General features: G+C 50.5%; 35 protein-coding genes, 2 tRNA genes and 2 rRNA genes. 6 read left to right on the top strand and 33 right to left on the bottom strand.

The features are described from left to right. Nucleotides 1-87: 87 nt before the first annotated feature. The 4 genes from C2U43_RS02680 to C2U43_RS02665 form a co-directional block, all read right to left on the bottom strand. Nucleotides 88-2,995 (bottom strand): 23S ribosomal RNA (locus C2U43_RS02680). A 208-nt stretch (nt 2,996-3,203) separates the two neighbouring features. Further along, nucleotides 3,204-3,279, bottom strand: a tRNA-Ala gene (locus tag C2U43_RS02675). A gap of 108 nt (nt 3,280-3,387) precedes the next feature. Next, nucleotides 3,388-3,464: transfer RNA gene (locus C2U43_RS02670), tRNA-Ile, on the bottom strand. A 71-nt stretch (nt 3,465-3,535) separates the two neighbouring features. Beyond that, nucleotides 3,536-5,077, bottom strand: a 16S ribosomal RNA gene (locus C2U43_RS02665). Together the 16S and 23S rRNA genes with 2 tRNA genes alongside form the textbook arrangement of a ribosomal RNA operon. A 474-nt stretch (nt 5,078-5,551) precedes the next feature. Here C2U43_RS02665 and C2U43_RS02650 point away from each other — a divergent pair. Beyond that, entirely contained in the window at nt 5,552-6,106 is a 555-nt protein-coding gene (locus C2U43_RS02650) for a gamma carbonic anhydrase family protein (protein WP_003031171.1), read from the top strand. Here the strand turns inward: C2U43_RS02650 and C2U43_RS02645 are convergent. Genes C2U43_RS02645 through dprA form a run of 6 tightly spaced genes read right to left on the bottom strand, consistent with a single transcriptional unit; the run spans nt 6,082 to nt 9,874 of the window. Next, nucleotides 6,082-6,339 carry a DUF1488 domain-containing protein gene (locus tag C2U43_RS02645; RefSeq protein ID WP_060682860.1) on the bottom strand — a complete coding sequence of 86 codons (258 nt, stop codon included), beginning with the start codon at nt 6,337-6,339 and terminating at the stop codon, nt 6,082-6,084. The genes C2U43_RS02650 and C2U43_RS02645 overlap by 25 nt on opposite strands. After that, nucleotides 6,336-7,157 (bottom strand): shikimate dehydrogenase, encoded by an 822-nt coding sequence (gene aroE, locus C2U43_RS02640; protein WP_103284655.1) that lies wholly within the window; start codon nt 7,155-7,157, stop codon nt 6,336-6,338. Before aroE ends, C2U43_RS02645 begins: the two co-directional genes overlap by 4 nt. Before the next feature lies 1 nt (nt 7,158). Continuing rightward, nucleotides 7,159-7,731, bottom strand: a complete 573-nt coding sequence (gene tsaC / locus C2U43_RS02635) for an L-threonylcarbamoyladenylate synthase type 1 TsaC (RefSeq protein ID WP_008786283.1) — start codon at nt 7,729-7,731, stop codon at nt 7,159-7,161. Nucleotides 7,732-7,735: 4 nt separating this feature from the next. After that, complete coding sequence (locus tag C2U43_RS02630; RefSeq protein WP_008786284.1) at nt 7,736-8,278, bottom strand: DNA topoisomerase family protein; 543 nt, start codon at nt 8,276-8,278, stop codon at nt 7,736-7,738. Nucleotides 8,279-8,304: 26 nt separating this feature from the next. Then, nucleotides 8,305-8,778, bottom strand: a complete 474-nt coding sequence (gene smg / locus C2U43_RS02625) for a DUF494 family protein Smg (RefSeq protein WP_003031162.1) — start codon at nt 8,776-8,778, stop codon at nt 8,305-8,307. After that, complete coding sequence (gene dprA, locus C2U43_RS02620) at nt 8,750-9,874, bottom strand: DNA-protecting protein DprA (protein WP_103284654.1); 1,125 nt, start codon at nt 9,872-9,874, stop codon at nt 8,750-8,752. Before dprA ends, smg begins: the two co-directional genes overlap by 29 nt. A gap of 129 nt (nt 9,875-10,003) precedes the next feature. Between dprA and def the strand changes: the two genes are divergently transcribed. The 5 genes from def (at nt 10,004) to mscL (ending at nt 14,769) form a co-directional block, all read left to right on the top strand. Continuing rightward, nucleotides 10,004-10,513, top strand: coding sequence for a peptide deformylase (gene def, locus C2U43_RS02615; protein WP_003828283.1), 510 nt, complete (start codon nt 10,004-10,006; stop codon nt 10,511-10,513). Nucleotides 10,514-10,527: 14 nt separating this feature from the next. Next, nucleotides 10,528-11,475, top strand: coding sequence for a methionyl-tRNA formyltransferase (gene fmt, locus C2U43_RS02610; RefSeq protein ID WP_103284653.1), 948 nt, complete (start codon nt 10,528-10,530; stop codon nt 11,473-11,475). A 51-nt stretch (nt 11,476-11,526) separates the two neighbouring features. After that, on the top strand, nt 11,527-12,816 hold the full coding sequence (gene rsmB / locus C2U43_RS02605; protein ID WP_032945172.1) for a 16S rRNA (cytosine(967)-C(5))-methyltransferase RsmB: 1,290 nt from the start codon (nt 11,527-11,529) through the stop codon (nt 12,814-12,816). Nucleotides 12,817-12,837: 21 nt separating this feature from the next. Then, the gene (trkA, locus tag C2U43_RS02600) at nt 12,838-14,214 is read left to right on the top strand and encodes a Trk system potassium transporter TrkA (protein ID WP_003031153.1); all 1,377 of its coding nucleotides are present in this window, start codon (nt 12,838-12,840) and stop codon (nt 14,212-14,214) included. A 141-nt stretch (nt 14,215-14,355) separates the two neighbouring features. After that, nucleotides 14,356-14,769 (top strand): large-conductance mechanosensitive channel protein MscL, encoded by a 414-nt coding sequence (gene mscL, locus C2U43_RS02595; RefSeq protein WP_003031152.1) that lies wholly within the window; start codon nt 14,356-14,358, stop codon nt 14,767-14,769. Here the strand turns inward: mscL and arfA are convergent. The 23 genes from arfA to rplP form a co-directional block, all read right to left on the bottom strand. Beyond that, complete coding sequence (gene arfA, locus C2U43_RS02590) at nt 14,766-14,984, bottom strand: alternative ribosome-rescue factor ArfA (protein ID WP_003828276.1); 219 nt, start codon at nt 14,982-14,984, stop codon at nt 14,766-14,768. The genes mscL and arfA overlap by 4 nt on opposite strands. A gap of 57 nt (nt 14,985-15,041) precedes the next feature. Further along, entirely contained in the window at nt 15,042-15,467 is a 426-nt protein-coding gene (gene zntR / locus C2U43_RS02585; RefSeq protein WP_048236923.1) for a Zn(2+)-responsive transcriptional regulator, read from the bottom strand. 10 nt (nt 15,468-15,477) lie between these two features. Then, nucleotides 15,478-15,846: a DUF1992 domain-containing protein gene (locus C2U43_RS02580; protein WP_003845236.1), complete on the bottom strand. Its 369-nt coding sequence runs from the start codon at nt 15,844-15,846 to the stop codon at nt 15,478-15,480. A 107-nt stretch (nt 15,847-15,953) separates the two neighbouring features. Further along, nucleotides 15,954-16,337, bottom strand: a complete 384-nt coding sequence (gene rplQ / locus C2U43_RS02575) for a 50S ribosomal protein L17 (protein WP_001216370.1) — start codon at nt 16,335-16,337, stop codon at nt 15,954-15,956. A gap of 40 nt (nt 16,338-16,377) precedes the next feature. Next, nucleotides 16,378-17,367 (bottom strand): DNA-directed RNA polymerase subunit alpha, encoded by a 990-nt coding sequence (locus tag C2U43_RS02570; RefSeq protein ID WP_003031139.1) that lies wholly within the window; start codon nt 17,365-17,367, stop codon nt 16,378-16,380. A gap of 25 nt (nt 17,368-17,392) precedes the next feature. Then, nucleotides 17,393-18,013 carry a 30S ribosomal protein S4 gene (rpsD, locus tag C2U43_RS02565; RefSeq protein WP_003031138.1) on the bottom strand — a complete coding sequence of 207 codons (621 nt, stop codon included), beginning with the start codon at nt 18,011-18,013 and terminating at the stop codon, nt 17,393-17,395. A 33-nt stretch (nt 18,014-18,046) separates the two neighbouring features. Then, on the bottom strand, nt 18,047-18,436 hold the full coding sequence (gene rpsK, locus C2U43_RS02560) for a 30S ribosomal protein S11 (protein WP_003031137.1): 390 nt from the start codon (nt 18,434-18,436) through the stop codon (nt 18,047-18,049). Between the two features lie 16 nt (nt 18,437-18,452). Further along, nucleotides 18,453-18,809 carry a 30S ribosomal protein S13 gene (gene rpsM / locus C2U43_RS02555; protein WP_003031135.1) on the bottom strand — a complete coding sequence of 119 codons (357 nt, stop codon included), beginning with the start codon at nt 18,807-18,809 and terminating at the stop codon, nt 18,453-18,455. A gap of 146 nt (nt 18,810-18,955) precedes the next feature. Continuing rightward, nucleotides 18,956-19,072: a 50S ribosomal protein L36 gene (gene rpmJ, locus C2U43_RS02550; protein ID WP_000868187.1), complete on the bottom strand. Its 117-nt coding sequence runs from the start codon at nt 19,070-19,072 to the stop codon at nt 18,956-18,958. Nucleotides 19,073-19,102: 30 nt separating this feature from the next. Continuing rightward, nucleotides 19,103-20,434, bottom strand: a complete 1,332-nt coding sequence (gene secY, locus C2U43_RS02545) for a preprotein translocase subunit SecY (RefSeq protein ID WP_001118864.1) — start codon at nt 20,432-20,434, stop codon at nt 19,103-19,105. A 7-nt stretch (nt 20,435-20,441) separates the two neighbouring features. Continuing rightward, on the bottom strand, nt 20,442-20,876 hold the full coding sequence (gene rplO, locus C2U43_RS02540) for a 50S ribosomal protein L15 (protein ID WP_003031132.1): 435 nt from the start codon (nt 20,874-20,876) through the stop codon (nt 20,442-20,444). 3 nt (nt 20,877-20,879) lie between these two features. Continuing rightward, nucleotides 20,880-21,059 carry a 50S ribosomal protein L30 gene (gene rpmD, locus C2U43_RS02535; protein WP_001140434.1) on the bottom strand — a complete coding sequence of 60 codons (180 nt, stop codon included), beginning with the start codon at nt 21,057-21,059 and terminating at the stop codon, nt 20,880-20,882. 3 nt (nt 21,060-21,062) lie between these two features. Continuing rightward, nucleotides 21,063-21,566 (bottom strand): 30S ribosomal protein S5, encoded by a 504-nt coding sequence (gene rpsE / locus C2U43_RS02530; protein ID WP_003031131.1) that lies wholly within the window; start codon nt 21,564-21,566, stop codon nt 21,063-21,065. Between the two features lie 14 nt (nt 21,567-21,580). Further along, nucleotides 21,581-21,934 carry a 50S ribosomal protein L18 gene (rplR, locus tag C2U43_RS02525; protein WP_000358960.1) on the bottom strand — a complete coding sequence of 118 codons (354 nt, stop codon included), beginning with the start codon at nt 21,932-21,934 and terminating at the stop codon, nt 21,581-21,583. 9 nt (nt 21,935-21,943) lie between these two features. Further along, entirely contained in the window at nt 21,944-22,477 is a 534-nt protein-coding gene (rplF, locus tag C2U43_RS02520; RefSeq protein WP_003031129.1) for a 50S ribosomal protein L6, read from the bottom strand. Nucleotides 22,478-22,489: 12 nt separating this feature from the next. Continuing rightward, nucleotides 22,490-22,882 (bottom strand): 30S ribosomal protein S8, encoded by a 393-nt coding sequence (gene rpsH / locus C2U43_RS02515; protein WP_003031127.1) that lies wholly within the window; start codon nt 22,880-22,882, stop codon nt 22,490-22,492. Between the two features lie 30 nt (nt 22,883-22,912). After that, on the bottom strand, nt 22,913-23,218 hold the full coding sequence (rpsN, locus tag C2U43_RS02510; RefSeq protein ID WP_003031125.1) for a 30S ribosomal protein S14: 306 nt from the start codon (nt 23,216-23,218) through the stop codon (nt 22,913-22,915). A 14-nt stretch (nt 23,219-23,232) separates the two neighbouring features. After that, nucleotides 23,233-23,772, bottom strand: coding sequence for a 50S ribosomal protein L5 (gene rplE / locus C2U43_RS02505; protein ID WP_003031123.1), 540 nt, complete (start codon nt 23,770-23,772; stop codon nt 23,233-23,235). Between the two features lie 14 nt (nt 23,773-23,786). Further along, nucleotides 23,787-24,101 (bottom strand): 50S ribosomal protein L24, encoded by a 315-nt coding sequence (gene rplX / locus C2U43_RS02500; RefSeq protein WP_003031122.1) that lies wholly within the window; start codon nt 24,099-24,101, stop codon nt 23,787-23,789. A gap of 10 nt (nt 24,102-24,111) precedes the next feature. Further along, a complete protein-coding gene (gene rplN, locus C2U43_RS02495) occupies nt 24,112-24,483 on the bottom strand; it encodes a 50S ribosomal protein L14 (RefSeq protein ID WP_000613954.1) in 372 nt (123 codons plus the stop codon). A 163-nt stretch (nt 24,484-24,646) separates the two neighbouring features. Then, nucleotides 24,647-24,901 carry a 30S ribosomal protein S17 gene (rpsQ, locus tag C2U43_RS02490; RefSeq protein ID WP_003031120.1) on the bottom strand — a complete coding sequence of 85 codons (255 nt, stop codon included), beginning with the start codon at nt 24,899-24,901 and terminating at the stop codon, nt 24,647-24,649. Continuing rightward, entirely contained in the window at nt 24,901-25,092 is a 192-nt protein-coding gene (gene rpmC / locus C2U43_RS02485) for a 50S ribosomal protein L29 (protein WP_000644742.1), read from the bottom strand. The genes rpsQ and rpmC overlap by 1 nt, the downstream gene beginning before the upstream one ends. Beyond that, entirely contained in the window at nt 25,092-25,502 is a 411-nt protein-coding gene (gene rplP, locus C2U43_RS02480) for a 50S ribosomal protein L16 (protein WP_000941208.1), read from the bottom strand. Before rplP ends, rpmC begins: the two co-directional genes overlap by 1 nt. Between the last annotated feature and the right edge of the window lie 2 nt (nt 25,503-25,504).

Genomic DNA, 25,504 nt, shown 5'->3' with positions numbered 1-25,504 from the left:
TCATCAACACACCTCCCGGGCATGTCGATGTAATCTGTAATCAAGCTGAATGTCGATGTCTCTTCGCCAAAACATCTTCGGCGTTGTAAGGTTAAGCCTCACGGTTCATTAGTATCGGTTAGCTCAATGTATCGCTACACTTACACACCCGACCTATCAACGTCGTCGTCTTCAACGTTCCTTCAGGACTCTCAAGGAGTCAGGGAGAACTCATCTCGGGGCAAGTTTCGTGCTTAGATGCTTTCAGCACTTATCTCTTCCGCATTTAGCTACCGGGCAATGCCATTGGCATGACAACCCGAACACCAGTGATGCGTCCACTCCGGTCCTCTCGTACTAGGAGCAGCCCCCCTCAATTCTCCAGCGCCCACGGCAGATAGGGACCGAACTGTCTCACGACGTTCTAAACCCAGCTCGCGTACCACTTTAAATGGCGAACAGCCATACCCTTGGGACCTACTTCAGCCCCAGGATGTGATGAGCCGACATCGAGGTGCCAAACACCGCCGTCGATATGAACTCTTGGGCGGTATCAGCCTGTTATCCCCGGAGTACCTTTTATCCGTTGAGCGATGGCCCTTCCATTCAGAACCACCGGATCACTAAGACCTGCTTTCGCACCTGCTCGAGCCGTCACTCTCGCAGTCAAGCTAGCTTATGCCTTTGCACTAACCTCCTGATGTCCGACCAGGATTAGCTAACCTTCGTGCTCCTCCGTTACTCTTTAGGAGGAGACCGCCCCAGTCAAACTACCCACCAGACACTGTCCGCAACCCGGATTACGGGTCTACGTTAGAACACCAGCCATTAAAGGGTGGTATTTCAAGGATGGCTCCATGCAGACTGGCGTCCACACTTCAAAGCCTCCCACCTATCCTACACATCAAGGACCAGTGTTCAGTGTCAAGCTATAGTAAAGGTTCACGGGGTCTTTCCGTCTTGCCGCGGGTACACTGCATCTTCACAGCGAGTTCAATTTCACTGAGTCTCGGGTGGAGACAGCCTGGCCATCATTACGCCATTCGTGCAGGTCGGAACTTACCCGACAAGGAATTTCGCTACCTTAGGACCGTTATAGTTACGGCCGCCGTTTACCGGGGCTTCGATCAAGAGCTTCTCCTTACGGATAACCCCATCAATTAACCTTCCGGCACCGGGCAGGCGTCACACCGTATACGTCCACTTTCGTGTTTGCACAGTGCTGTGTTTTTAATAAACAGTTGCAGCCAGCTGGTATCTTCGACTGATTTCAGCTCCATGAGTAAATCACTTCACCTACATATCAGCGTGCCTTCTCCCGAAGTTACGGCACCATTTTGCCTAGTTCCTTCACCCGAGTTCTCTCAAGCGCCTTGGTATTCTCTACCTGACCACCTGTGTCGGTTTGGGGTACGATTTCGTGTTACCTGATGCTTAGAGGCTTTTCCTGGAAGCAGGGCATTTGTTACTTCAGCACCGTAGTGCCTCGTCATCACACCTCAGCGTTAATAAGGTACCGGATTTACCTGAAACCTCCGCCTACATGCTTAAACCGGGACAACCGTCGCCCGGCTAACATAGCCTTCTCCGTCCCCCCTTCGCAGTAACACCAAGTACAGGAATATTAACCTGTTTCCCATCGACTACGCCTTTCGGCCTCGCCTTAGGGGTCGACTCACCCTGCCCCGATTAACGTTGGACAGGAACCCTTGGTCTTCCGGCGTGCGGGTTTTTCACCCGCATTATCGTTACTTATGTCAGCATTCGCACTTCTGATACCTCCAGCATACCTCACGATACACCTTCAACGGCTTACAGAACGCTCCCCTACCCAACAACACATAGTGTCGCTGCCGCAGCTTCGGTGCATGGTTTAGCCCCGTTACATCTTCCGCGCAGGCCGACTCGACCAGTGAGCTATTACGCTTTCTTTAAATGATGGCTGCTTCTAAGCCAACATCCTGGCTGTCTGTGCCTTCCCACATCGTTTCCCACTTAACCATGACTTTGGGACCTTAGCTGGCGGTCTGGGTTGTTTCCCTCTTCACGACGGACGTTAGCACCCGCCGTGTGTCTCCCGTGATAACATTCTTCGGTATTCGCAGTTTGCATCGGGTTGGTAAGTCGGGATGACCCCCTAGCCGAAACAGTGCTCTACCCCCGAAGATGAGTTCACGAGGCGCTACCTAAATAGCTTTCGGGGAGAACCAGCTATCTCCCGGTTTGATTGGCCTTTCACCCCCAGCCACAAGTCATCCGCTAATTTTTCAACATTAGTCGGTTCGGTCCTCCAGTTAGTGTTACCCAACCTTCAACCTGCCCATGGCTAGATCACCGGGTTTCGGGTCTATACCCTGCAACTTAACGCCCAGTTAAGACTCGGTTTCCCTTCGGCTCCCCTATTCGGTTAACCTTGCTACAGAATATAAGTCGCTGACCCATTATACAAAAGGTACGCAGTCACACCCCGAAGGGTGCTCCCACTGCTTGTACGTACACGGTTTCAGGTTCTTTTTCACTCCCCTCGCCGGGGTTCTTTTCGCCTTTCCCTCACGGTACTGGTTCACTATCGGTCAGTCAGGAGTATTTAGCCTTGGAGGATGGTCCCCCCATATTCAGACAGGATACCACGTGTCCCGCCCTACTCTTCGAGTTCACAACATATGCACTTTTGTGTACGGGACTTTCACCCTGTATCGTGCGACTTTCCAGACGCTTCCACTAACACACATGCTGATTCAGACTCTGGGCTGCTCCCCGTTCGCTCGCCGCTACTGGGGGAATCTCGGTTGATTTCTTTTCCTCGGGGTACTTAGATGTTTCAGTTCCCCCGGTTCGCTTCATTACGCTATGTATTCACGTAATGATAGTGTGACGAATCACACTGGGTTTCCCCATTCGGAAATCGCCGGTTATAACGGTTCATATCACCTTACCGACGCTTATCGCAGATTAGCACGTCCTTCATCGCCTCTGACTGCCAGGGCATCCACCGTGTACGCTTAGTCGCTTAACCTCACAACCCGAAGATGTTTCTTTCGATTCACCATCGACTTGCAAAAATTTGAGAGACTCGAACACACCGCTTTTCATTTCTTATTACGGAGAAATGAAACAGTGTGTCGTTTCAATTTTCAGCTTGATCCAGATTTTTAAAGAGCAAAACTTCGCAGTGAACTTTTTCAGGTACACTCTGAAGTTTTCTTGTGTTTTTGCAGTAAGGATGGTGGAGCTATGCGGGATCGAACCGCAGACCTCCTGCGTGCAAGGCAGGCGCTCTCCCAGCTGAGCTATAACCCCATCGTAAATGCTAATCTCTGTACCCTAATTCGTTTCCGGGCAAGGCGCGGTGGTGCGAAGCATACTGAAGTATGCGAGCATCGCCGTAACACAGCACGGAGGCGAATTTGGTAGGCCTGAGTGGACTTGAACCACCGACCTCACCCTTATCAGGGGTGCGCTCTAACCACCTGAGCTACAAGCCTGCAGAGATTTTCTTACTGCTAATTTTCATCAGACAATCTGTGTGAGCACTACAAAGGCAGGTTCTTTAAGGTAAGGAGGTGATCCAACCGCAGGTTCCCCTACGGTTACCTTGTTACGACTTCACCCCAGTCATGAATCACAAAGTGGTAAGCGCCCTCCCGAAGGTTAAGCTACCTACTTCTTTTGCAACCCACTCCCATGGTGTGACGGGCGGTGTGTACAAGGCCCGGGAACGTATTCACCGTGGCATTCTGATCCACGATTACTAGCGATTCCGACTTCATGGAGTCGAGTTGCAGACTCCAATCCGGACTACGACATACTTTATGAGGTCCGCTTGCTCTCGCGAGGTCGCTTCTCTTTGTATATGCCATTGTAGCACGTGTGTAGCCCTACTCGTAAGGGCCATGATGACTTGACGTCATCCCCACCTTCCTCCAGTTTATCACTGGCAGTCTCCTTTGAGTTCCCGGCCTAACCGCTGGCAACAAAGGATAAGGGTTGCGCTCGTTGCGGGACTTAACCCAACATTTCACAACACGAGCTGACGACAGCCATGCAGCACCTGTCTCAGAGTTCCCGAAGGCACCAAAGCATCTCTGCTAAGTTCTCTGGATGTCAAGAGTAGGTAAGGTTCTTCGCGTTGCATCGAATTAAACCACATGCTCCACCGCTTGTGCGGGCCCCCGTCAATTCATTTGAGTTTTAACCTTGCGGCCGTACTCCCCAGGCGGTCGACTTAACGCGTTAGCTCCGGAAGCCACGCCTCAAGGGCACAACCTCCAAGTCGACATCGTTTACGGCGTGGACTACCAGGGTATCTAATCCTGTTTGCTCCCCACGCTTTCGCACCTGAGCGTCAGTCTTTGTCCAGGGGGCCGCCTTCGCCACCGGTATTCCTCCAGATCTCTACGCATTTCACCGCTACACCTGGAATTCTACCCCCCTCTACAAGACTCTAGCCTGCCAGTTTCGGATGCAGTTCCCAGGTTGAGCCCGGGGATTTCACATCCGACTTGACAGACCGCCTGCGTGCGCTTTACGCCCAGTAATTCCGATTAACGCTTGCACCCTCCGTATTACCGCGGCTGCTGGCACGGAGTTAGCCGGTGCTTCTTCTGCGAGTAACGTCAATCGCTGCGGTTATTAACCACAACGCCTTCCTCCTCGCTGAAAGTACTTTACAACCCGAAGGCCTTCTTCATACACGCGGCATGGCTGCATCAGGCTTGCGCCCATTGTGCAATATTCCCCACTGCTGCCTCCCGTAGGAGTCTGGACCGTGTCTCAGTTCCAGTGTGGCTGGTCATCCTCTCAGACCAGCTAGGGATCGTCGCCTAGGTGAGCCGTTACCCCACCTACTAGCTAATCCCATCTGGGCACATCCGATGGCAAGAGGCCCGAAGGTCCCCCTCTTTGGTCTTGCGACGTTATGCGGTATTAGCTACCGTTTCCAGTAGTTATCCCCCTCCATCGGGCAGTTTCCCAGACATTACTCACCCGTCCGCCACTCGTCACCCAAGGAGCAAGCTCCTCTGTGCTACCGTTCGACTTGCATGTGTTAGGCCTGCCGCCAGCGTTCAATCTGAGCCATGATCAAACTCTTCAATTTAAAAGTTTGATGCTCAATGAATTAAACTTCGTAATGAATTACGTGTTCACTCGTTGAGACTTGGTATTCATTTTTCGTCTTGCGACGTTAAGAATCCGTATCTTCGAGTGCCCACACAGATTGTCTGATAAATTGTTAAAGAGCAGTTGCGACGCGCTTTAGCGCTCTGTCGCGAGGTGGCGTATATTACGCTTTCCTCTTTCAGAGTCAACCCTCATTTTCAGGTTTTTCTCTTCAACCGAACCGGCTGTTTGCGTGAAGTGATTCACATCCGCCGTGTCGATGGAGGCGCATTATAGGGTTCCCATTTTTTAGCACAAGTATTTTTTGGATCTTTTTTTCTGAATGCTTGTTTTTCACTCCTTTCGCTACATTCCTGCGCAATTTGGCTGATTTTTGATAGCTAAACCACTTGCACAGTCTCAATAATCCAACCAAAGTCTTCATTACTGCTCTATTTTCGTTGAGGTAAACATGTCTGATGTACTGCGTCCTTATAAGGATCTTTTCCCACAGATCGGAAATCGCGTAATGATCGACACCAGCAGTGTCGTCATTGGTGATGCCCGTTTGGCTGATGATGTCGGAATTTGGCCACTGGTTGCCATTCGTGGCGACGTTAACTATGTACAAATTGGTGCCCGTACAAACATTCAGGACGGCAGCGTTCTCCATGTCACACATAAATCCACGTCTAATCCGCAGGGTAATCCATTGATCGTGGGTGAGGATGTAACGGTCGGTCATAAGGTCATGCTACACGGCTGCATCATTGGCAACCGCGTATTAGTCGGCATGGGTTCGATTCTGCTGGATGGCGTGGTAGTAGAAGACGACGTTATGATTGGGGCTGGGAGCCTGGTTCCCCAAAACAAACGCCTGGAAAGCGGGTATCTGTACCTGGGAAGCCCGGTTAAACAAATCCGTCCATTAAGCGATGAAGAGAAAGCAGGCTTACAATATTCAGCTAACAACTATGTTAAGTGGAAAGATGAATATTTAAGTCAGAGTAACCACACCCAACCTTGAGCATCTTCCTGCTGGGCCTGGATCAATCCTTCAGCTTCTTCTTCCAGATCCCAGCGATGCTGTTGAAAGATTTCCAACCAATGTTCAGGCGTGTCGCCGCCAAAGCGGGACGCCAGCATCTCTCCAGATATGGCACATGTTAACTGCATACCATGAACCATCGCCGGAAACACAACGGCGTTGACATCCGTGCGCCATTCTTCTCGATCGGGAAACTGGATCGCCTGATTCATGCCGACAATTCCTGCTGCATGCTTTTAATGACGGGTTCAATCTGCGGCAAAACCCCATGCCAGAGTAAAACGGCGTGCGCTGCTTGCCCCACCAGCATACCCAGGCCATCAGCATATTGTTTCGCCCCATGTTTGGCACACCAGGAGAGGAACGGTGTATCTCCTTTCTGATAAAACATGTCATAACAATAGACAGATGAGTGAATAAGAGATGTCGGAATAGCCGGTATCTCACCGCTAATTCCGCTGGATGTCGCATTAATAATCAAGTCAAAACTGTAATTATCAAGCTCGTCCATTCCTACCGCCTGTACGCTGCCGGTATGGGAGAAGATTTGTGCCAGCTCTTCAGCGCGCGAAGCGGTACGGTTAACAATAGTCACCGCACAATCCATAGAAAGAAGAGGTAATAAAACTCCACGGGATGCACCACCCGCACCAATCAGCAGAACTCGCGATCCGGGACGAATAAAAGATAAACGCTCAAGATCGCTCAACAAGCCGATACCATCCGTGTTGTCTCCCAGTAAACGCCCATCCTCCAGCCGTTTAAGGGTGTTGACCGCTCCAGCAAGCGATGCCCGCTCCGTTAGTTCATCGGCACGTGCAAATGCCTCTTCTTTAAAAGGCACGGTGACATTTGCCCCCTTCCCGCCCTCAGCAAAAAAAGCGTTCAGGGTATTCACAAAATCATTGATGGGTGCCAATACACGCCCGTAGGAGTGATCAATCTTCAGCTGCTCTGCAAATTGCTGATGAATAAAGGGCGATTTACTGTGCGCTATCGGATTACCAAAAACAGCATAGGCTTCTTTCATATTACCCCTGTCGAAACTGTTCACCTGTCAGAGCATCACGGATCTCCGAAGGATTCAAACGCCCCCCGGTCTCCCCTTCAACCACGGGAAAGTCTGTACCGAACTGTGCGCGAACTTCCTCTACCGTTCTGCAAGGCGGTAAGCCACTCAAATTAGCACTGGTAGAAACTAATGGTTTGCCATAAGCCTGGCACAAAGCAACCACCAGCGGGTGATCGGTGACGCGAACAGCCAGAGAATCAAAGCGCCCGGTCAACCAGCGTGGCGTTGTCGCAAGCGCTGGGAAAACGAAGGTAACAGGACCAGGCCAACGGGCGAAAACAGCGTCACGTTGAGCATCGGTGAGCATGCTATCGTCGATATATGGTTTAAGTTGTTCAAAGTTTGACGCGATTAAAATTAACCCTTTATCGACCGGACGTTGTTTTAGCGCCAACAAACGGGTTACAGCCGTTTCGCTATCGGGGTCGCAGCCGACACCAAATACAGCTTCAGTTGGATAGGCGATGACTTTTTCTTGTTTCAGAACCGCTATCGCCGCAGCGATAGCGTCTGTGGGCAGGCTATTATTCACTTTTTTATTCCGCCGAAATCGGCTTTCCACATTGTTTACTGGCACAGAAATGCTTCACACCCTGCGCGGTTTTCTTTTCGATGAGAAGCGGATAATGACACTCAGGACATTCTCCGGCTAACGGTTTGAAGTTAATGACAAACTGGCACTCCGGATAGCGATCGCAGGAGTAAAAGGTTTTGCCATAACGGGAACGCCGCTGGACAAGATGACCAGTCTGGCATTGAGGACAGACTATTGCTGTTTCATCAGGCTTGTCGATGAGCTCGGTGTGATCGCACGCAGGATAGTCACTGCATCCAATAAACATACCGAATCGTCCCTGTCTCAGCACCAGCTCAGCGCCACATGCAGGACAAAGCTTACCCTCCAGAACTTTGACAACATGTCCGTCCGCGGAAGATTTCAGCGGACGGATGTAATCGCATTCTGGATAGTGTGAACAACCGAGAAACGGACCGTGTTTCCCGGAACGAATAACCAGTTCAGCCCCGCATTGTGGGCAGGGCTCGTTTTTACGCACCGTGAACAGTGCTGATTTAGCCATAACAACTCATACTGAATGAAGATTGATTAATGCAGCATACCTTCATTCACTTCAAAGAGTAATTCTTCCATTTGCTGATAGGCATTTTCACAACCTGGAATGTTGAATAGCACCATCAGAATCACCCACTTCAGGTCTTCCAGATCGAACTCTGCCGTATCTAGCGCGAGTACGCGCTCAATAACCATTTCTCGCGTTTCGAGGTTTAGCACCTGAATCTGCTCCAGGAATAGCAGGAATCCTCTACAGCTTGCATCCAGTCGGTCGCACTCTTCCGCAGTATAAATACGTATAGAAAGAGGGTCCGATGCCAGCTGCATAGGTTCAGCAAGACCATCCTGATAGTCAGCAAGCTTCTCCAGCCAAAGTAACGCGTTGTAAATGTCTTCACGATCAAAACCAGCGTCGGTAAGATCCCGTTCCAGTTTGTCCTGATCCACACGCAGCTCAGCTTCGTTATGGATATATGTCTCAAACAAATACATTAGTACGTCGAACATGGCATGCCCTCCTCAATCGGACATAGCCGCCGGGTACAGCTGCGATCCACCCTGCTAACTCCAGTTCGAGCAGTTGAGCCACTACCTCTGGCACAGGTTGGCCGGCACGTTCAGCGACGACGTCAACAGGTGTTACCTCATCTCCTACGTTAGCCAGGAGCTCCGGAAATGGCAATGCCACCTCTTCGTGATCTGGCGAATAAATTGATTTTTCAGGTTCATCTGGCAACCATTGCAGCCCATATTGCAAATTTTCAAGAATTTCCTCTGGTGTCGTCACAAGCATGGCTCCCTGCTGAATAAGCCAATGCGGGCCTTCACTTCCCGGGCTCCCAATCGGCCCTGGTAAAGCAAACACCTCCCGCCCTTGTTCAATTGCACAGCGAGCAGTAACCAGTGAACCACTACGCTGTGCAGCTTCGACAACCAGTACACCTTTACTTAGACCACTGATAATACGATTTCGTCGGGGAAAATTGCGCGGCAAAGGGAGCGTATCTAATGGGAACTCAGACACCAGTGCGCCCCCTGCCTCAATCAGTCGTTCCGCAAGACGGATATGCTGTCGTGGGTGAATGGTCTCAAGTCCATTTCCCAGCACCGCAATACTTGTGCCTTGTCGGTTTATCGCAGCATTGTGCGCCACGCCATCAATCCCCCGGGCCAGACCGCTGGTGATCGTCACCCCACATGCAACAAGCTTTTCACAAAAAAACCGTCCCCAGCGTTCGCCATACCATGAGTGTTGTCGACTACCGACAACGGCAACTTGAAATGAGTGGAGGCATGCGGGAGCTCCTGCAACAAAAAGCACCCCAGGATAATCCTCAATCGCACGGAGCTGTGGCGGATAATGCTCGCTGTCGGCAACCACAAAGTGGTGGTTAGGCTGTTCAAGCCAGCGCAGCGTTTTTTCCAGCGTCAGATCTGAAAAGGTTAAAAAGCGTCTTGCCTGGCGTGGAGAGAATCCAGCCTGCAGGAGTACCGCATTGTTAATACACGGTTGAGTATTGAGCCAGTGAGCAACGCGCACTATCTCATCACCATACAGTTCATTCACTTGCGCTAAACGTAGCCAAATTTCGATTTGGGTCATCCCTGTTCCCCTGCCACAAGCAGTCCTGGCAATCTTTGCGATTGGTCACTGATGCTGTCAATCAGAGGGGGTTTTGTCTAGAATAGAGGTAATAATCTTTTCAACTCCTGAACACAACTCTGGATAACTATGTCAGTTTTGCAAGTGTTACATATTCCGGACGAGCGCCTTCGCAAAGTCGCAAAACCGGTTGAAGAAGTGAATGCAGAAATTCAGCGTATCGTTGATGATATGTTCGAAACGATGTACGCCGAAGAAGGTATCGGTCTGGCAGCAACACAGGTCGATATTCATCAGCGCATCATTGTTATTGATGTCTCTGAAAATCGCGATGAGCAGTTGGTACTCATTAACCCAGAACTGCTGGAAAAAGACGGCGAAACCGGCATTGAAGAAGGCTGTCTGTCTATTCCTGAACAGCGTGCGTTAGTACCGCGTGCAGAGAAAGTAAAAATTCGTGCGCTCGATCGCGACGGCAAATCTTTTGAACTGGAAGCCGATGGCCTGCTCGCTATCTGCATTCAACATGAAATGGATCACCTGGTCGGTAAACTATTTATCGATTATCTGTCTCCGTTGAAGCAACAACGCATTCGTCAGAAAGTTGAAAAACTCGACCGCCTGAACGCCCGAGCTTAAGGACAAGGATCAACGTGTCAGACTCACTACGTATTATTTTTGCGGGTACACCTGACTTTGCAGCGCGTCATCTCGACGCGCTGCTGTCTTCTGGACATAACGTCGTTGGCGTGTTTACCCAACCGGACCGCCCGGCGGGACGCGGTAAAAAGCTGATGCCCAGCCCGGTAAAAGTGCTGGCAGAAGAAAAAGGGATACCGGTTTTTCAACCCGTCTCTCTTCGCCCTCAGGAAAACCAGCAACTGGTTGCTGATTTACACGCAGACGTGATGGTGGTGGTAGCATATGGCCTGATCCTGCCAAAAGCAGTACTGGAAATGCCGCGCCTGGGTTGTATCAACGTTCACGGTTCCCTGCTTCCGCGCTGGCGGGGTGCAGCACCGATCCAGCGCTCACTGTGGGCAGGCGACGCCGAAACCGGTGTTACCATCATGCAGATGGATGTTGGCCTCGACACCGGTGATATGCTGCTGAAGCTGTCCTGCCCAATTACGGCAGAAGATACCAGCGGTTCGTTATATGACAAGCTGGCAGACCTGGGGCCTCAGGGGCTGATTGAAACGCTAAAACAGCTGGCTGCCGGCACAATAAAACCGGTGGTACAAGACGAATCACTGGTTACGTATGCAGAAAAACTCAGCAAAGAAGAGGCCCGTATCGACTGGTCGCTTTCGGCTGTTCAATTGGAACGCTGCATCCGCGCCTTTAACCCGTGGCCAATGAGCTGGCTTGAAATCGATGGTCAGCCAGTGAAAGTCTGGCAAGCTTCGGTTATTGCTGTAAACACCCAGGCCGAGCCAGGCACCATTCTAGAGGCGACAAAGCAGGGTATCCAGGTCGCAACAGGCGACGGCATTCTGAATCTTATCTCTTTGCAGCCTGCCGGTAAAAAAGCCATGAGCGCGCAGGATCTGCTTAATTCGCGCCGGGAGTGGTTCGTGCCCGGAAACCGTCTGTCCTGACGGTTCATCTCTTTAAGCCCGGTGTCTCCGGGCATTTTTATTTTTGCGCTTATGAAAAAACATCTTAATTTACGCAGTATGGCGGCCCAGGCCGTCGAACAGGTTGTCGAGAAAGGACAATCACTAAGTAACGTGCTGCCCGCCATGCAGCAAAAAGTTGCCGATAAAGACAAAGCACTGTTACAGGAACTTTGCTTCGGCGTATTGCGTACACTCTCTCAACTGGAGTGGATGATCCAACAACTGATGGAACGTCCAATGACGGGCAAACAGCGCACCGTTCACTACCTGATCATGGTGGGCTTCTATCAACTGTTGCATACTCGTATTCCAGCACACGCTGCGCTGGCTGAGACCGTAGAAGGCGCGGTCGTTATTAAGCGTCCACAGCTGAAAGGGCTGATCAACGGCGTACTGCGCCAGTTTCAACGCCGTCAGGATGAACTGCTGGCCGAGTTTGCGCAAAGCGATTTGCGCTTCTTACACCCCTCCTGGCTGGTGAAACGTATTAAAAGTGCGTATCCGCAGCAGTGGGAAGCCATTCTTGAAGCCAATAACCAGCGACCGCCGATGTGGCTACGAGTCAATCGTAATCACCATACTCGCGACGCCTGGCTAGACCTGCTTACCGAAGCGGGATTAACCGGTTTCCCGCATCCAGACTACCCGGATGCAGTGCGTCTGGAAACACCGGCTCCAGTTCACGCCCTCCCTGGTTTTGACGAAGGTTGGGTCACCGTTCAGGATGCTTCCGCTCAAGGATGCGTAAATTATCTGTTGCCGGAGGACGGTGAACAGATCCTCGACCTGTGCTGTGCGCCGGGCGGTAAAACCACTCACATTCTGGAAGTTGCTCCGCTAGCTAACGTCATGGCCGTCGATGTGGATGAAAAACGCTTATCGCGCGTTTACGACAATCTGAAACGTCTGGGCATGAAGGCAACCGTAAAACAGGGGGATGGCCGCTATCCACAGCAGTGGTGCGGTGAACAACAGTTTGACCGTATTTTGCTGGACGCCCCATGTTCTGCTACCGGGGTGATCCGTCGCCATCCGGATATCAAATGGCTGCGCCGCGACCGGGATATTGCCGAACTTGCCCAATTACAGGCTGAGATCCTGAATGCGACCTGGTCACATCTTAAATCTGGCGGCACGCTGGTGTATGCAACGTGTTCTATCCTGCCAGAAGAGAACCAGCAGCAAATTGCCGCCTTCCTGGCACGCACACCGGATGCGGTATTAAGCGAAACCGGTACGCCGGAAAAACCCGGACGTCAGAATTTACCGGGTGCGGAAGATGGCGATGGCTTCTTTTACGCTAAGCTAATCAAAAAGTGATGAGATAACGGGTCGCGACTGATGAAAATTATCATTCTGGGCGCAGGGCAAGTTGGCGGTACGCTGGCTGAAAACCTGGTCGGAGAGAACAACGATATCACGGTAGTCGATACCAATGGCGAACGCCTGCGCAGCCTGCAGGACAAGTTTGATCTCCGTGTCGTGCAAGGGCATGGTTCGCATCCCCGCGTATTGCGTGAAGCCGGTGCCGACGATGCCGATATGCTGGTTGCCGTAACCAGCTCAGATGAAACAAATATGGTTGCCTGCCAGGTAGCTTATTCGCTGTTTAATACGCCTAATCGCATCGCCCGTATTCGTTCACCAGATTACGTTCGCGATGCCGACAAGCTGTTCCAATCCGATGCGGTGCCAATCGATCATCTGATTGCACCTGAGCAACTGGTTATCGATAGCATTTATCGCCTGATTGAATATCCGGGCGCATTGCAGGTGGTGAATTTTGCCGAAGGTAAAGTCAGTCTGGCAGTAGTAAAAGCTTATTACGGCGGGCCGCTTATCGGTAATGCGCTGTCAACAATGCGTGAGCATATGCCGCACATCGATACCCGCGTTGCGGCGATTTTCCGTCATGACCGACCGATCCGTCCGCAAGGTTCTACGATCGTTGAAGCGGGTGATGAAGTCTTCTTTATTGCGGCATCCCAGCATATACGCGCCGTAATGAGTGAACTGCAGCGTCTGGAAAAGCCGTACAAACGCATTATGTTAGTGGGTGGCGGTAATATCGGTGCGGGTCTGGCACGTCGTCTGGAAAAAGATTACAGCGTCAAACTGATCGAACGTAATCAACAACGCGCATCCGAACTTGCAGAGAAACTACAAAATACGATCGTCTTTTTTGGTGATGCTTCGGATCAAGAGTTACTGGCCGAAGAACATATCGATCAGGTCGATCTGTTCATCGCAGTGACCAACGATGATGAAGCAAATATCATGTCGGCGATGCTTGCCAAACGGATGGGCGCCAAGAAAGTGATGGTGTTGATCCAGCGCAGAGCATACGTCGATCTGGTGCAAGGCAGCGTGATCGATATTGCGATTTCACCGCAGCAGGCGACCATCTCCGCGCTGCTGAGCCACGTGCGTAAAGCTGATATTGTTGGCGTTTCTTCACTTCGCCGTGGCGTCGCGGAAGCCATTGAAGCCGTCGCACACGGGGATGAAACGACGTCGAGAGTTGTAGGGCGTTCAATTGATGAAATTAAACTTCCGCCCGGAACCATTATTGGCGCCGTTGTACGTGGTAACGATGTCATGATTGCCAACGATAACCTGCGCATTGAGCAGGGTGATCACGTAATTATGTTCCTGACAGATAAAAAGTTTATTACCGACGTCGAGCGACTATTCCAGCCAAGTCCTTTCTTCCTGTAATAATTTGGGCGCTAATACAGCGCCCTTTTTATTTCCCTTTATTTTTCATGGTCTAATAAATTTTCCTTTCGGCAATACATAAATGGAAATTGCCTAAACATTTGTTAAACTTATAAACGTCAGCTGCATAGGGAGAATAAAATGAGCATTATTAAAGAGTTTCGCGAATTCGCGATGCGCGGGAATGTTGTCGATTTGGCAGTGGGTGTCATTATTGGTGCGGCATTCGGTAAGATTGTTTCATCACTGGTTGCCGATATCATTATGCCGCCGCTGGGGCTGTTAATTGGTGGAATTGATTTTAAACAGTTTGCTTTAACGCTACGTGATGCACAGGGAGACATCCCTGCCGTGGTCATGCATTACGGTGTATTTATTCAGAATGTATTCGATTTCATTATTGTTGCGTTTGCTATCTTTATGGCAATCAAACTGATCAACAAACTGAACCGTAAAAAAGCGGAAGAGCCGGCAGCACCGCCAGCGCCATCGAAAGAAGAAGTATTGCTAAGTGAAATTCGTGACCTGCTGAAAGAACAGAATAATCGCTCTTAAGCACTCACTGAAACTAGAAGGCCAGTGGTAAAAAAGTTAATTACTTTCTTGCCACTGGCCTCCCAGTTACCCCGATTGCCATGTTTGCCTTTTCGCAGATAACTTCCTTTCCCTTTCTTATTTTTCTCAACGCGCTGTCTGAACAGTGGGTCATGCAGAAGCGCCTCAATGGCGTTGTCCTTTATCTGCCCTTTGGTGTGCTGATAACGACTCATAATATCTCCAGTTTGTTGTAATTTACGCCGCGAGTGTAGACCTGGCAGTTCAAGAAATCAACATCCTGTCGTTGTTCCACTGGCGCCTTGCTCAAGAGCTTCAAGAATAGAGCAGTACACGCTGCTGTGTGCCTTGCCGCAGCATGCATCATTCAATCGCTGCAGTGACCGCTGCATCGTCTGAAGTTCAGCAATGCGGGCTTCGACTTCTTGCAGTCTTTCCTGGACGATCCCTTTTGATTCCTGACAGGTATGGTGTTCGGGATCAACCCGGATCGAAAGCAATTCACGGATCGACTCCAGAGTGAAACCAAGCTGCCGGGCATAACGAATAAACTTCAAGCGCTGAAGATCGCTTTCTGTATAGAGGCGAAATCCGCCTTCAGTACGCACTTCATGCTCCATCATCTGCTGCTTTTCATAGTAGCGGATAGTATCCGGCGTCACGTCAGCCAGTTTCGCTATTTCACCAATTCGGTACATGCTCTCTCCGCTATTCATCGTTGATCTTTTTTAGCAGCTTATCTGCGTAGTCACCGCGCAAAAACTCGGTGCTGAGTCCAGCCTGCCGAAGTTTAAGTTCCAGTAGCGACAGTCTTCGGCTCACCTCAGGATAACTGGGATCATCTTTGCGGATCCCCGCGAGTATTTCAAGCAGCTGTATTGCCTCTCTGCGTTGCTCGAGCTCAGGAGGAAGGCAACCTGCATTTTTTAATAAACGGTATCCGGCTCGGAGTTCAGGCGGGACATGGGAGTCATCGTCAAGAGTCAGCGGTTCGCCCGTTCCCGGTAAATCATCAAACTCGCCTTTAGACTGTGCATCAATAATATGGCGCTCTGCCCACTGGTCAAGTAACCACATACAACACTCCAGGGGATGAACAAAAAGAGTACAAATATTGTAGATAAGTGGGGATATGACGGATATAAAAAAACCCGCCGAGGCGGGTTTTTTTACGTTACTACAGATTACTCTGCAGCAGCTTCTGTTTTCTCTGAACGATCAACCAGCTCGATGTATGCCATCGGCGCGTTGTCGCCTGCACGGAAACCACACTTCAGAATGCGAGTGTAACCACCGGCGCGGCTCGCAAAACGCGGGCCCAGTTCGTTAAACAGTTTTGCCACGATCTCGTTATCACGAGTACGGGCGAATGCCAGACGACGATTAGCTACGCTATCAGTCTTGGCAAGAGTAATCAGCGGCTCAACTACGCGACGCAGCTCTTTCGCTTTCGGCAGAGTCGTCTTGATGATTTCATGACGAACCAGTGAACCTGCCATATTGCGGAACATAGCCTGGCGATGGCTGCTGTTGCGGTTCAGTTGACGACCACTCTTACGATGGCGCATGACCTTATCCTTCTCAGTAAAACCTTAACCTGTGATCCGGTTACTCGTCAGCGATGCTTGCCGGTGGCCAGTTTTCCAGGCGCATGCCCAGAGACAGTCCACGGGAAGCCAGCACGTCTTTAATCTCGGTAAGAGATTTTTTACCAAGGTTAGGCGTCTTAAGAAGCTCAACCTCAGTACGCTGTACCAGATCACCGATATAGTGGATAGCTTCTGCTTTGAGGCAGTTAGCAGAGCGGACAGTCAATTCCAGATCGTCAACAGGGCGCAGCAGGATCGGATCGAATTCTGGTTTCTCTTCTTTAACTTCCGGCTGACGTACATCACGTAAATCAACGAAAGCTTCCAGTTGTTCAGCCAGAATGGTTGCCGCACGACGAATCGCCTCTTCAGGATCGATTGTGCCGTTGGTTTCCATTTCGATGACCAGCTTGTCCAGGTCGGTACGCTGTTCTACACGCGCTGCTTCAACATTGTAGGCAATACGCTCTACAGGGCTGTAGCATGCGTCGACCAGCAGACGGCCGATTGGGCGCTCATCTTCTTCCGAATGAATTCGGGTAGAAGCCGGCACATAACCACGACCGCGCTGAACTTTGATACGCATGCTAATAGATGCATTCTCATCGGTCAGGTGGCAGATCACGTGCTGTGGCTTGACGATTTCGACATCACCATCATGGGTAATGTCGGCTGCAGTCACAGGGCCAATGCCAGATTTATTCAAGGTAAGAATAACGTCATCTTTACCCTGAACTCTCACCGCCAGCCCTTTCAGGTTGAGCAGGATTTCCAGGATATCTTCCTGAACGCCTTCTTTGGTGCTGTACTCATGTAGTACACCATCAATCTCAACCTCGGTCACCGCGCAACCCGGCATCGATGAGAGCAGAATACGGCGCAGTGCGTTACCCAAAGTATGGCCAAAGCCACGCTCTAAAGGCTCAAGGGTCACCTTGGCGTGCGTCGAACTCACTTGCTCGATATCTACCAGGCGCGGTTTTAGAAACTCTGTCACAGAACCCTGCATTGTGTCCTCTCTTTGGTACTAAGCTTTACTTGGAGTAAAGCTCGACGATCAGGTGTTCGTTAATGTCCGCAGACAGATCAGAACGCTCCGGCTTACGCTTGAACGTACCTTCCATCTTGCCAGCATCAACTTCCAGCCAGGTTGGCTTTTCACGCTGCTCAGCCAGCTCCAGAGCGGCTTTCACGCGAGACTGCTTCTTCGCTTTCTCACGAATGCTAACAACGTCATTCGGACTAACCTGATAAGAAGCGATGTTAACAACACGACCGTTTACCATAATTGCTTTATGGCTGACCAGCTGACGTGCTTCTGCACGAGTGGCACCGAAGCCCATACGGTATACAACGTTGTCCAGACGACCTTCCAGCAGACCCAACAGGTTTTCACCGGTGTTGCCTTTCAGACGTGCTGCTTCTTTGTAGTAGTTACGGAACTGACGCTCCAGCACACCGTAGATACGGCGAACTTTTTGCTTTTCACGCAACTGCACACCATAGTCAGACAGACGCGGTTTACGCGCACCGTGCTGGCCAGGAGCTTGTTCAATTTTACACTTGGTATCGATCGCGCGAACGCCAGACTTAAGGAATAAGTCAGTGCCCTCACGACGGCTCAGCTTGAGCTTAGGACCCAAATATCTTGCCATTTTCTTTCTCCAACAATCCTAGAAACGACAGCGTTATACGCGACGTTTTTTCGGCGGACGACAACCGTTATGAGGGATCGGAGTCACATCAGTAATATTAGTGATGCGGAAACCAGCGGCGTTCAGAGCACGAACAGTAGATTCGCGACCTGGACCCGGTCCTTTGACCATAACTTCCAGATTCTTGATACCGTATTCTTTTACGGCTTCAGCGCAACGCTCTGCTGCAACCTGAGCTGCAAACGGAGTGGATTTGCGAGAACCACGGAAACCGGAACCACCGGCTGTTGCCCAACCCAGTGCGTTACCCTGACGATCAGTAATGGTAACGATGGTGTTGTTAAAAGAAGCATGGATATGAGCCACGCCGTCAGAGACTTGTTTTCTTACACGTTTACGTGCACGAATTGGTGCCTTTGCCATTATTCAATCACCCCGATTATTTCTTGATCGGTTTGCGCGGACCCTTACGGGTACGTGCGTTGGTCTTGGTACGCTGACCGCGAACCGGGAGACCACGACGATGACGCAAACCGCGATAGCAACCAAGGTCCATAAGGCGCTTGATGCTCATGCTAACTTCACGGCGCAGATCACCTTCAACGACAAATTTGGCAACTTCGTCACGCAGCGTGTCGATTTGTTCTTCAGACAGCTCACTGATCTTAACATCTTCAGCGATACCCGCGGCAGCCAAAATGGCTTTAGAACGGGTCTTGCCGACGCCGTAGATCGAAGTTAATGCGATCACAGCATGTTTCTGATCAGGAATGTTAATGCCTGCTATACGGGCCACTATGCACTCCTACTATTTAATATGTACGCACCATGCTGAAAAGCCCGTTTTCAGGATACTCAAATGGAAACGCACAGACATACAAAAGATTGGCTGGCTAATCTAGCCAGCTCAACCCAACTTTGCAAGAAAAATATGCGAATAAATCAGCCTTGGCGCTGTTTATGCTTCGGCTCGGCACTGCAAATCACACGGATGACACCATCACGCTTAACGATTTTGCAGTTACGGCATAATTTCTTGACGGAAGCACGAACTTTCATTTTTACTCTCCGTAACTTCTCGGGCGACTGTTAACGGCCGTAGCCTTTCAGATTCGCCTTCTTCAATGCAGACTCGTACTGACTTGACATCATCAGAGTTTGCACTTGAGCCATAAAGTCCATAATCACGACAACAACGATAAGCAGTGAGGTCCCACCGAAATAGAACGGTACTTTCATTGCATCACGCATGAACTCCGGGATCAGGCAGATAAAGGTAATGTAGAGCGCACCAACCAAAGTCAGGCGGGTCATTACTTTATCGATATACTTCGCCGTTTGCTCTCCCGGACGAATTCCTGGTACAAATGCACCGGACTTCTTCAGGTTATCTGCTGTTTCACGCGGGTTGAAAACCAACGCCGTGTAGAAGAAACAGAAGAATATGATTGCAGACGCATAGAGTAACACATAAAGCGGTTGCCCAGGCTGCAAATACAGCGAAATTGTTGTCAGCCAGTTCCAACCAGTCCCGCCCCCGAACCATGACGCGATGGTCGCCGGGAACAGAATAATACTGGAAGCGAAGATTGCCGGGATTACCCCCGCCATATTCACTTTCAGCGGTAAATGTGTGCTCTGTGCAGCATAGACACGACGACCTTGCTGACGTTTCGCGTAGTTTACCACAATACGGCGTTGACCACGCTCAACAAATACAACAAAGAACGTCACTGCGAATACTAATACTGCAACCAACAGCAACACGAGGAAGTGCAGGTCGCCTTGACGCGCTTGCTCGATAGTATGGGCAATGGCTGGCGGGAGTCCCGCGACAATACCGGCGAAGATAATGATTGAGATACCGTTGCCGATACCACGTTCAGTAATCTGTTCGCCCAACCACATCAGGAACATCGTCCCTGTAACCAGACTTACAACAGCGGTGAAATAGAATGCAAAGCCTGGGTTCATCACCAGGCCCTGCATACCAGGCATATTCGGCAGACCGGTAGCAATACCGATCGACTGGAATATTGCCAGCACCAGAGTACCGTAGCGGGTGTACTGGCTGATCTTACGACGACCAGACTCCCCTTCTTTCTTAATTTCTGCCAGCGTTGGATGAACCACCGTCAGCAGCTGGATAATGATCGACGCCGAAATATACGGCATGATCCCCAGAGCAAAGATAGAAGCACGGCTGAGAGCACCACCAGAGAACATGTTAAACATTTCAATGATGGTGCCTCGCTGTTGCTCAAGCAGTTTGGCAAGTACAGCGGCATCAATACCAGGGATCGGAATGAAAGAGCCAATACGGAACACAATCAGCGCGCCGATTACAAACAGCAGTCTGCGTTTCAGCTCGCCTAAGCCACCTTTGGCACTTTGAAAATCTAATCCCGGTTGTTTAGCCATCTGCTACTTATTCCTCGATTTTACCGCCAGCAGCTTCGATAGCAGCACGAGCGCCTTTAGTAACACGCAGGCCACGAACAGTTACCGGAGTAGTGACTTCACCAGCCAGGATCACTTTCGCGAACTCGATCTGGATACCGATAATGTTAGCTGCTTTCAGCGTGTTCAGGTCTACAACACCGCCTTCAACTTTAGCCAGGTCAGACAGACGAACTTCGGCTGTAATCGCTGCTTTACGTGAAGTGAAGCCGAATTTCGGCAGACGACGGTACAGAGGCATCTGACCACCCTCGAAACCGCGACGTACGCCACCGCCAGAACGAGACTTCTGACCTTTGTGACCACGACCACCGGTTTTACCGAGGCCAGAACCGATACCACGACCCAGGCGGCGAGCCGCTTTTTTAGAGCCTTCGGCCGGAGACAGAGTATTTAAACGCATCTCTTACTCCTCAACTTTAACCATGAAGGAAACCGCGTTGACCATACCACGAACAGCAGGAGTATCCTCGCGCTCTACGGTGTGACCAATACGACGCAGACCCAGGCCAAGCAGCGTTGCCTTGTGTTTCGGCAGACGACCGATTGCACTGCGGGTTTGAGTAATTTTAATAGTCTTTGCCATGGTTTATTTCCCCAGAATTTCTTCAACGGATTTACCACGCTTGGCAGCGACCATTTCCGGAGATTTCATATTTTCCAGACCATCGATAGTTGCACGAACCACGTTAATCGGGTTAGTGGAACCATACGCTTTAGCCAGAACGTTACGAACTCCAGCGACTTCCAGAACGGCGCGCATTGCACCACCGGCGATGATACCGGTACCTTCGGAAGCCGGCTGCATGAATACACGAGAACCCGTGTGAGTACCCTTAACCGGGTGCTGCAGGGTGCCGTGGTTCAGCGCGACGTTAATCATATTGCGACGGGCTTTTTCCATCGCTTTCTGGATCGCTGCTGGAACTTCACGCGCTTTACCGTAACCAAAACCAACGCGACCGTTACCATCACCAACTACAGTCAGAGCTGTGAAGGAGAAAATACGACCACCTTTAACGGTTTTAGATACGCGGTTAACCGCGATCAGCTTTTCCTGCAGTTCGCCAGCTTGTTTTTCGATGTGAGCCATCTTACACCTCTACCTTAGAACTGAAGGCCAGCTTCACGGGCAGCATCTGCCAGTGCCTGGACACGACCATGATATTGGAACCCGGAACGGTCAAAAGAAACATCTTTGATGCCTTTTTCCAGAGCGCGTTCAGCAACAGCTTTACCTACAGCTGCAGCAGCGTCTTTGTTACCGGTGTACTTCAATTGTTCAGCGATAGCTTTTTCTACAGTAGAAGCAGCTACCAGAACTTCAGAACCGTTCGGTGCAATTACCTGTGCGTAAATATGACGCGGGGTACGATGTACCACCAGGCGAGTTGCACCCAGCTCCTGGAGCTTGCGGCGTGCGCGGGTCGCACGACGGATACGAGCAGATTTCTTATCCATAGTGTTACCTTACTTCTTCTTAGCCTCTTTGGTACGCACGACTTCGTCGGCGTAACGAACACCCTTGCCTTTATAAGGCTCAGGACGACGGTAGGCGCGCAGATCTGCTGCAACCTGACCGATCAGCTGTTTATCAGCGCCTTTCAGCACGATTTCAGTCTGAGACGGACATTCTGCAGTGATTCCCGCAGGCAGCTGATGGTCAACTGGGTGAGAGAAACCTAAAGCCAGGTTTACTACATTCCCTTTAACCGCTGCACGATAACCTACACCAACCAGCTGAAGCTTCTTAGTGAAGCCTTCGGTAACACCGACAACCATTGCATTCAGCAGGGCACGCGCGGTACCAGCCTGAGCCCATCCATCTGCGTAACCATCACGCGGACCGAAGGTCAGTGCATTATCTGCATGATTTACTGCAACAGCATCGTTGAGAGTACGAGTCAGCTCGCCGTTTTTACCTTTGATCGTAATAACCTGACCGTTGATTTTTACATCAACGCCGGCAGGAATAACGACCGGTGCTTTAGCAACACGAGACATTTTTTCCTCCGATTAGGCTACGTAGCAGATAATTTCGCCACCAAGACCAGCCTGGCGCGCTGCACGATCAGTCATAACACCTTTAGAGGTAGAAACAACTGCGATACCCATGCCAGCCATAACTTTCGGCAGCTCGTCTTTACGCTTATAAATGCGCAGACCTGGGCGACTGACACGCTGAATGCTTTCTACAACAGCTTTACCCTGGAAATACTTGAGAGTAAGTTCCAGTTCCGGCTTGGTGTCGCCTTCAACTTTAAAATCTTCAATAAAACCTTCTTCCTTCAGCACGTTGGCAATTGCCACTTTCAGCTTGGAGGAAGGCATGGTGACCGCAGCTTTATTCGCGGCCTGACCGTTACGGATACGGGTCAGCATATCCGCGATCGGATCTTGCATGCTCATCTGTCTTTACTCCCGTGATTCAATTGGTAATTACCAGCTAGCCTTTTTCAAGCCTGGTACTTCACCGCGCATGGCGGCTTCACGCAGTTTGATACGGCTCAACCCGAACTTGCCCACATAGCCATGCGGACGACCTGTTTGACGGCAGCGGTTACGCTGACGGGACGGGCTGGAATCACGCGGCAGAGACTGCAGCTTGAGAACTGCGTTCCAACGATCTTCGTCGGTCGCGTTCACATCAGAGATAATAGCTTTCAGTTCAGCGCGTTTTGCGAAGTACTTATCAGCTAAAGCTACGCGCTTTACTTCGCGTGCTTTCATTGATTGCTTAGCCATTCAGTAACCCTACCTTACTTGCGGAACGGGAAGTCAAAGGCAGCCAGCAGAGCACGGCCTTCTTCATCAGATTTCGCAGTAGTGGTAATGGTAATATCCAAACCACGCACGCGGTCGACTTTATCGTAGTCGATTTCTGGGAAGATGATCTGCTCACGGACACCCATGCTGTAGTTACCACGACCGTCGAAAGACTTAGCGGACAAGCCACGGAAGTCACGGATACGTGGAACAGCAATAGTGATCAGGCGCTCAAAGAACTCCCACATGCGTTCGCCACGCAGAGTTACTTTACAGCCGATCGGATAGCCCTGACGGATTTTGAAGCCTGCAACTGATTTGCGTGCTTTGGTGATCAGCGGTTTTTGACCGGAGATTGCTGTCAGGTCAGCTGCTGCGTTATCCAGCAGTTTCTTGTCAGCGATCGCTTCACCAACACCCATGTTCAGGGTGATCTTCTCGACCCGAGGGACTTGCATGACAGAATTGTAGTTAAACTCAGTCATGAGTTTAGCGACTACTTCGTCTTTGTAGTAATCATGCAGTTTCGCCATCGTACTACTCCAAATTACTTGATAGTTTCGCTGTTAGATTTGAAGAAACGGACTTTTTTGCCGTCTTCGAATCTAAAGCCTACACGGTCAGCCTTGCCGGTTGCCGCGTTGAAGATAGCAAGGTTAGAGATCTGAATAGCTGCTTCTTTCTCTACGATGCCGCCTGGTTGGTTCAGGGCCGGAACCGGCTTCTGATGTTTCTTAACCAAGTTGATACCTTCAACAATGACCTTGCCGGAAGACAGGACATTCTTAACTTTACCGCGTTTACCTTTATCTTTACCGGTTAACACGATAACTTCGTCATCACGACGGATCTTCGCTGCCATGATTCGCTCCTTAGAGTACTTCTGGTGCCAGAGAGATAATTTTCATGAACTTCTCGTTACGAAGTTCACGAGTTACCGGCCCAAAAATACGCGTACCGATAGGTTGCTCGCTGTTATTGTTTAAAATAACGCATGCATTACCATCGAAGCGAATGACAGAACCGTCCGGGCGACGAACACCCTTCTTGGTGCGCACCACTACCGCCTTCAGCACATCACCTTTTTTGACCTTACCACGCGGAATTGCTTCCTTGATGGTGATCTTGATGATATCGCCGACGCCTGCGTAGCGACGGTGCGAGCCACCCAGAACCTTGATACACATTACGCGACGTGCACCGGAGTTGTCGGCGACGTTCAGCATAGTCTGTTCTTGGATCATTTTAGTGCTCCGCTAATGTCAACTACTACTGAGACCCGAAAATCAGGTCGTTAAAAAAGCCCCATATCGGGGGCGCGGCATTATAACACCGCTTCAACGATATGGGTAGAAAAAATAAACGGCTCATCGCTGAGCCGTTTATTCGTTGAGAATGCCTACTGTATTACAGAACGGCTTTCTCTACAACGCGAACCAGCGTCCAGGACTTAGTCTTGGACAGCGGACGGCATTCGCGGATTTCAACCACGTCACCAGTACCGCATTCGTTGTTCTCGTCATGTACGTGCAGTTTGGTCGTACGCTTAATGAATTTACCGTAGATCGGGTGTTTCACAAAACGTTCGATAGCAACAACGATGGATTTCTCCATTTTATCGCTAACAACGCGACCTTGCAGAGTACGGATTTTATCGGTCATTACGCACCCGCCTTCTCAGTCAGTAAAGTCTTAACGCGTGCGACGTCACGACGCACTTGCTTCAACAGGTGAGACTGTTGCAGCTGGCCACTTGCAGCCTGCATACGCAGGTTGAACTGCTCACGCAGCAGATTCAGCAGCTCGGTGTTCAGCTCTTCAACACTCTTCTCACGCAGCTCTTTTGCTTTCATTACATCACCGTCTTAGTTACAAAGGTGGTTTTAATCGGCAGTTTCGCTGCTGCCAGCTTGAATGCTTCACGGGCCAGCTCTTCCGGTACGCCGTCCATTTCATACAGGACTTTACCCGGCTGAATCAAGGCAACCCAATACTCCACGTTACCTTTACCTTTACCCATACGCACTGCCAGCGGCTTTTCAGTGATCGGTTTGTCCGGGAATACACGGATCCAGATCTTACCTTGACGCTTAACTGCACGAGTCATAGCACGACGTGCTGCTTCGATCTGACGGGCAGTCAGACGACCACGGCCAACAGCTTTCAGACCGAAGCTGCCGAAGCTAACATCCGCGCCAGCAGCCAGACCGCGGTTACGGCCTTTGTGCATTTTACGGAATTTTGTACGCTTTGGTTGTAACATCA

Source organism: Citrobacter freundii complex sp. CFNIH9, from assembly GCF_002903305.1.
In the GTDB taxonomy this organism is placed as follows: Bacteria; Pseudomonadota; Gammaproteobacteria; order Enterobacterales; family Enterobacteriaceae; genus Citrobacter; species Citrobacter portucalensis.
Note: the sequence above shows the minus strand (reverse complement) of the source record. Positions and strands in the feature narration are given on the sequence as shown.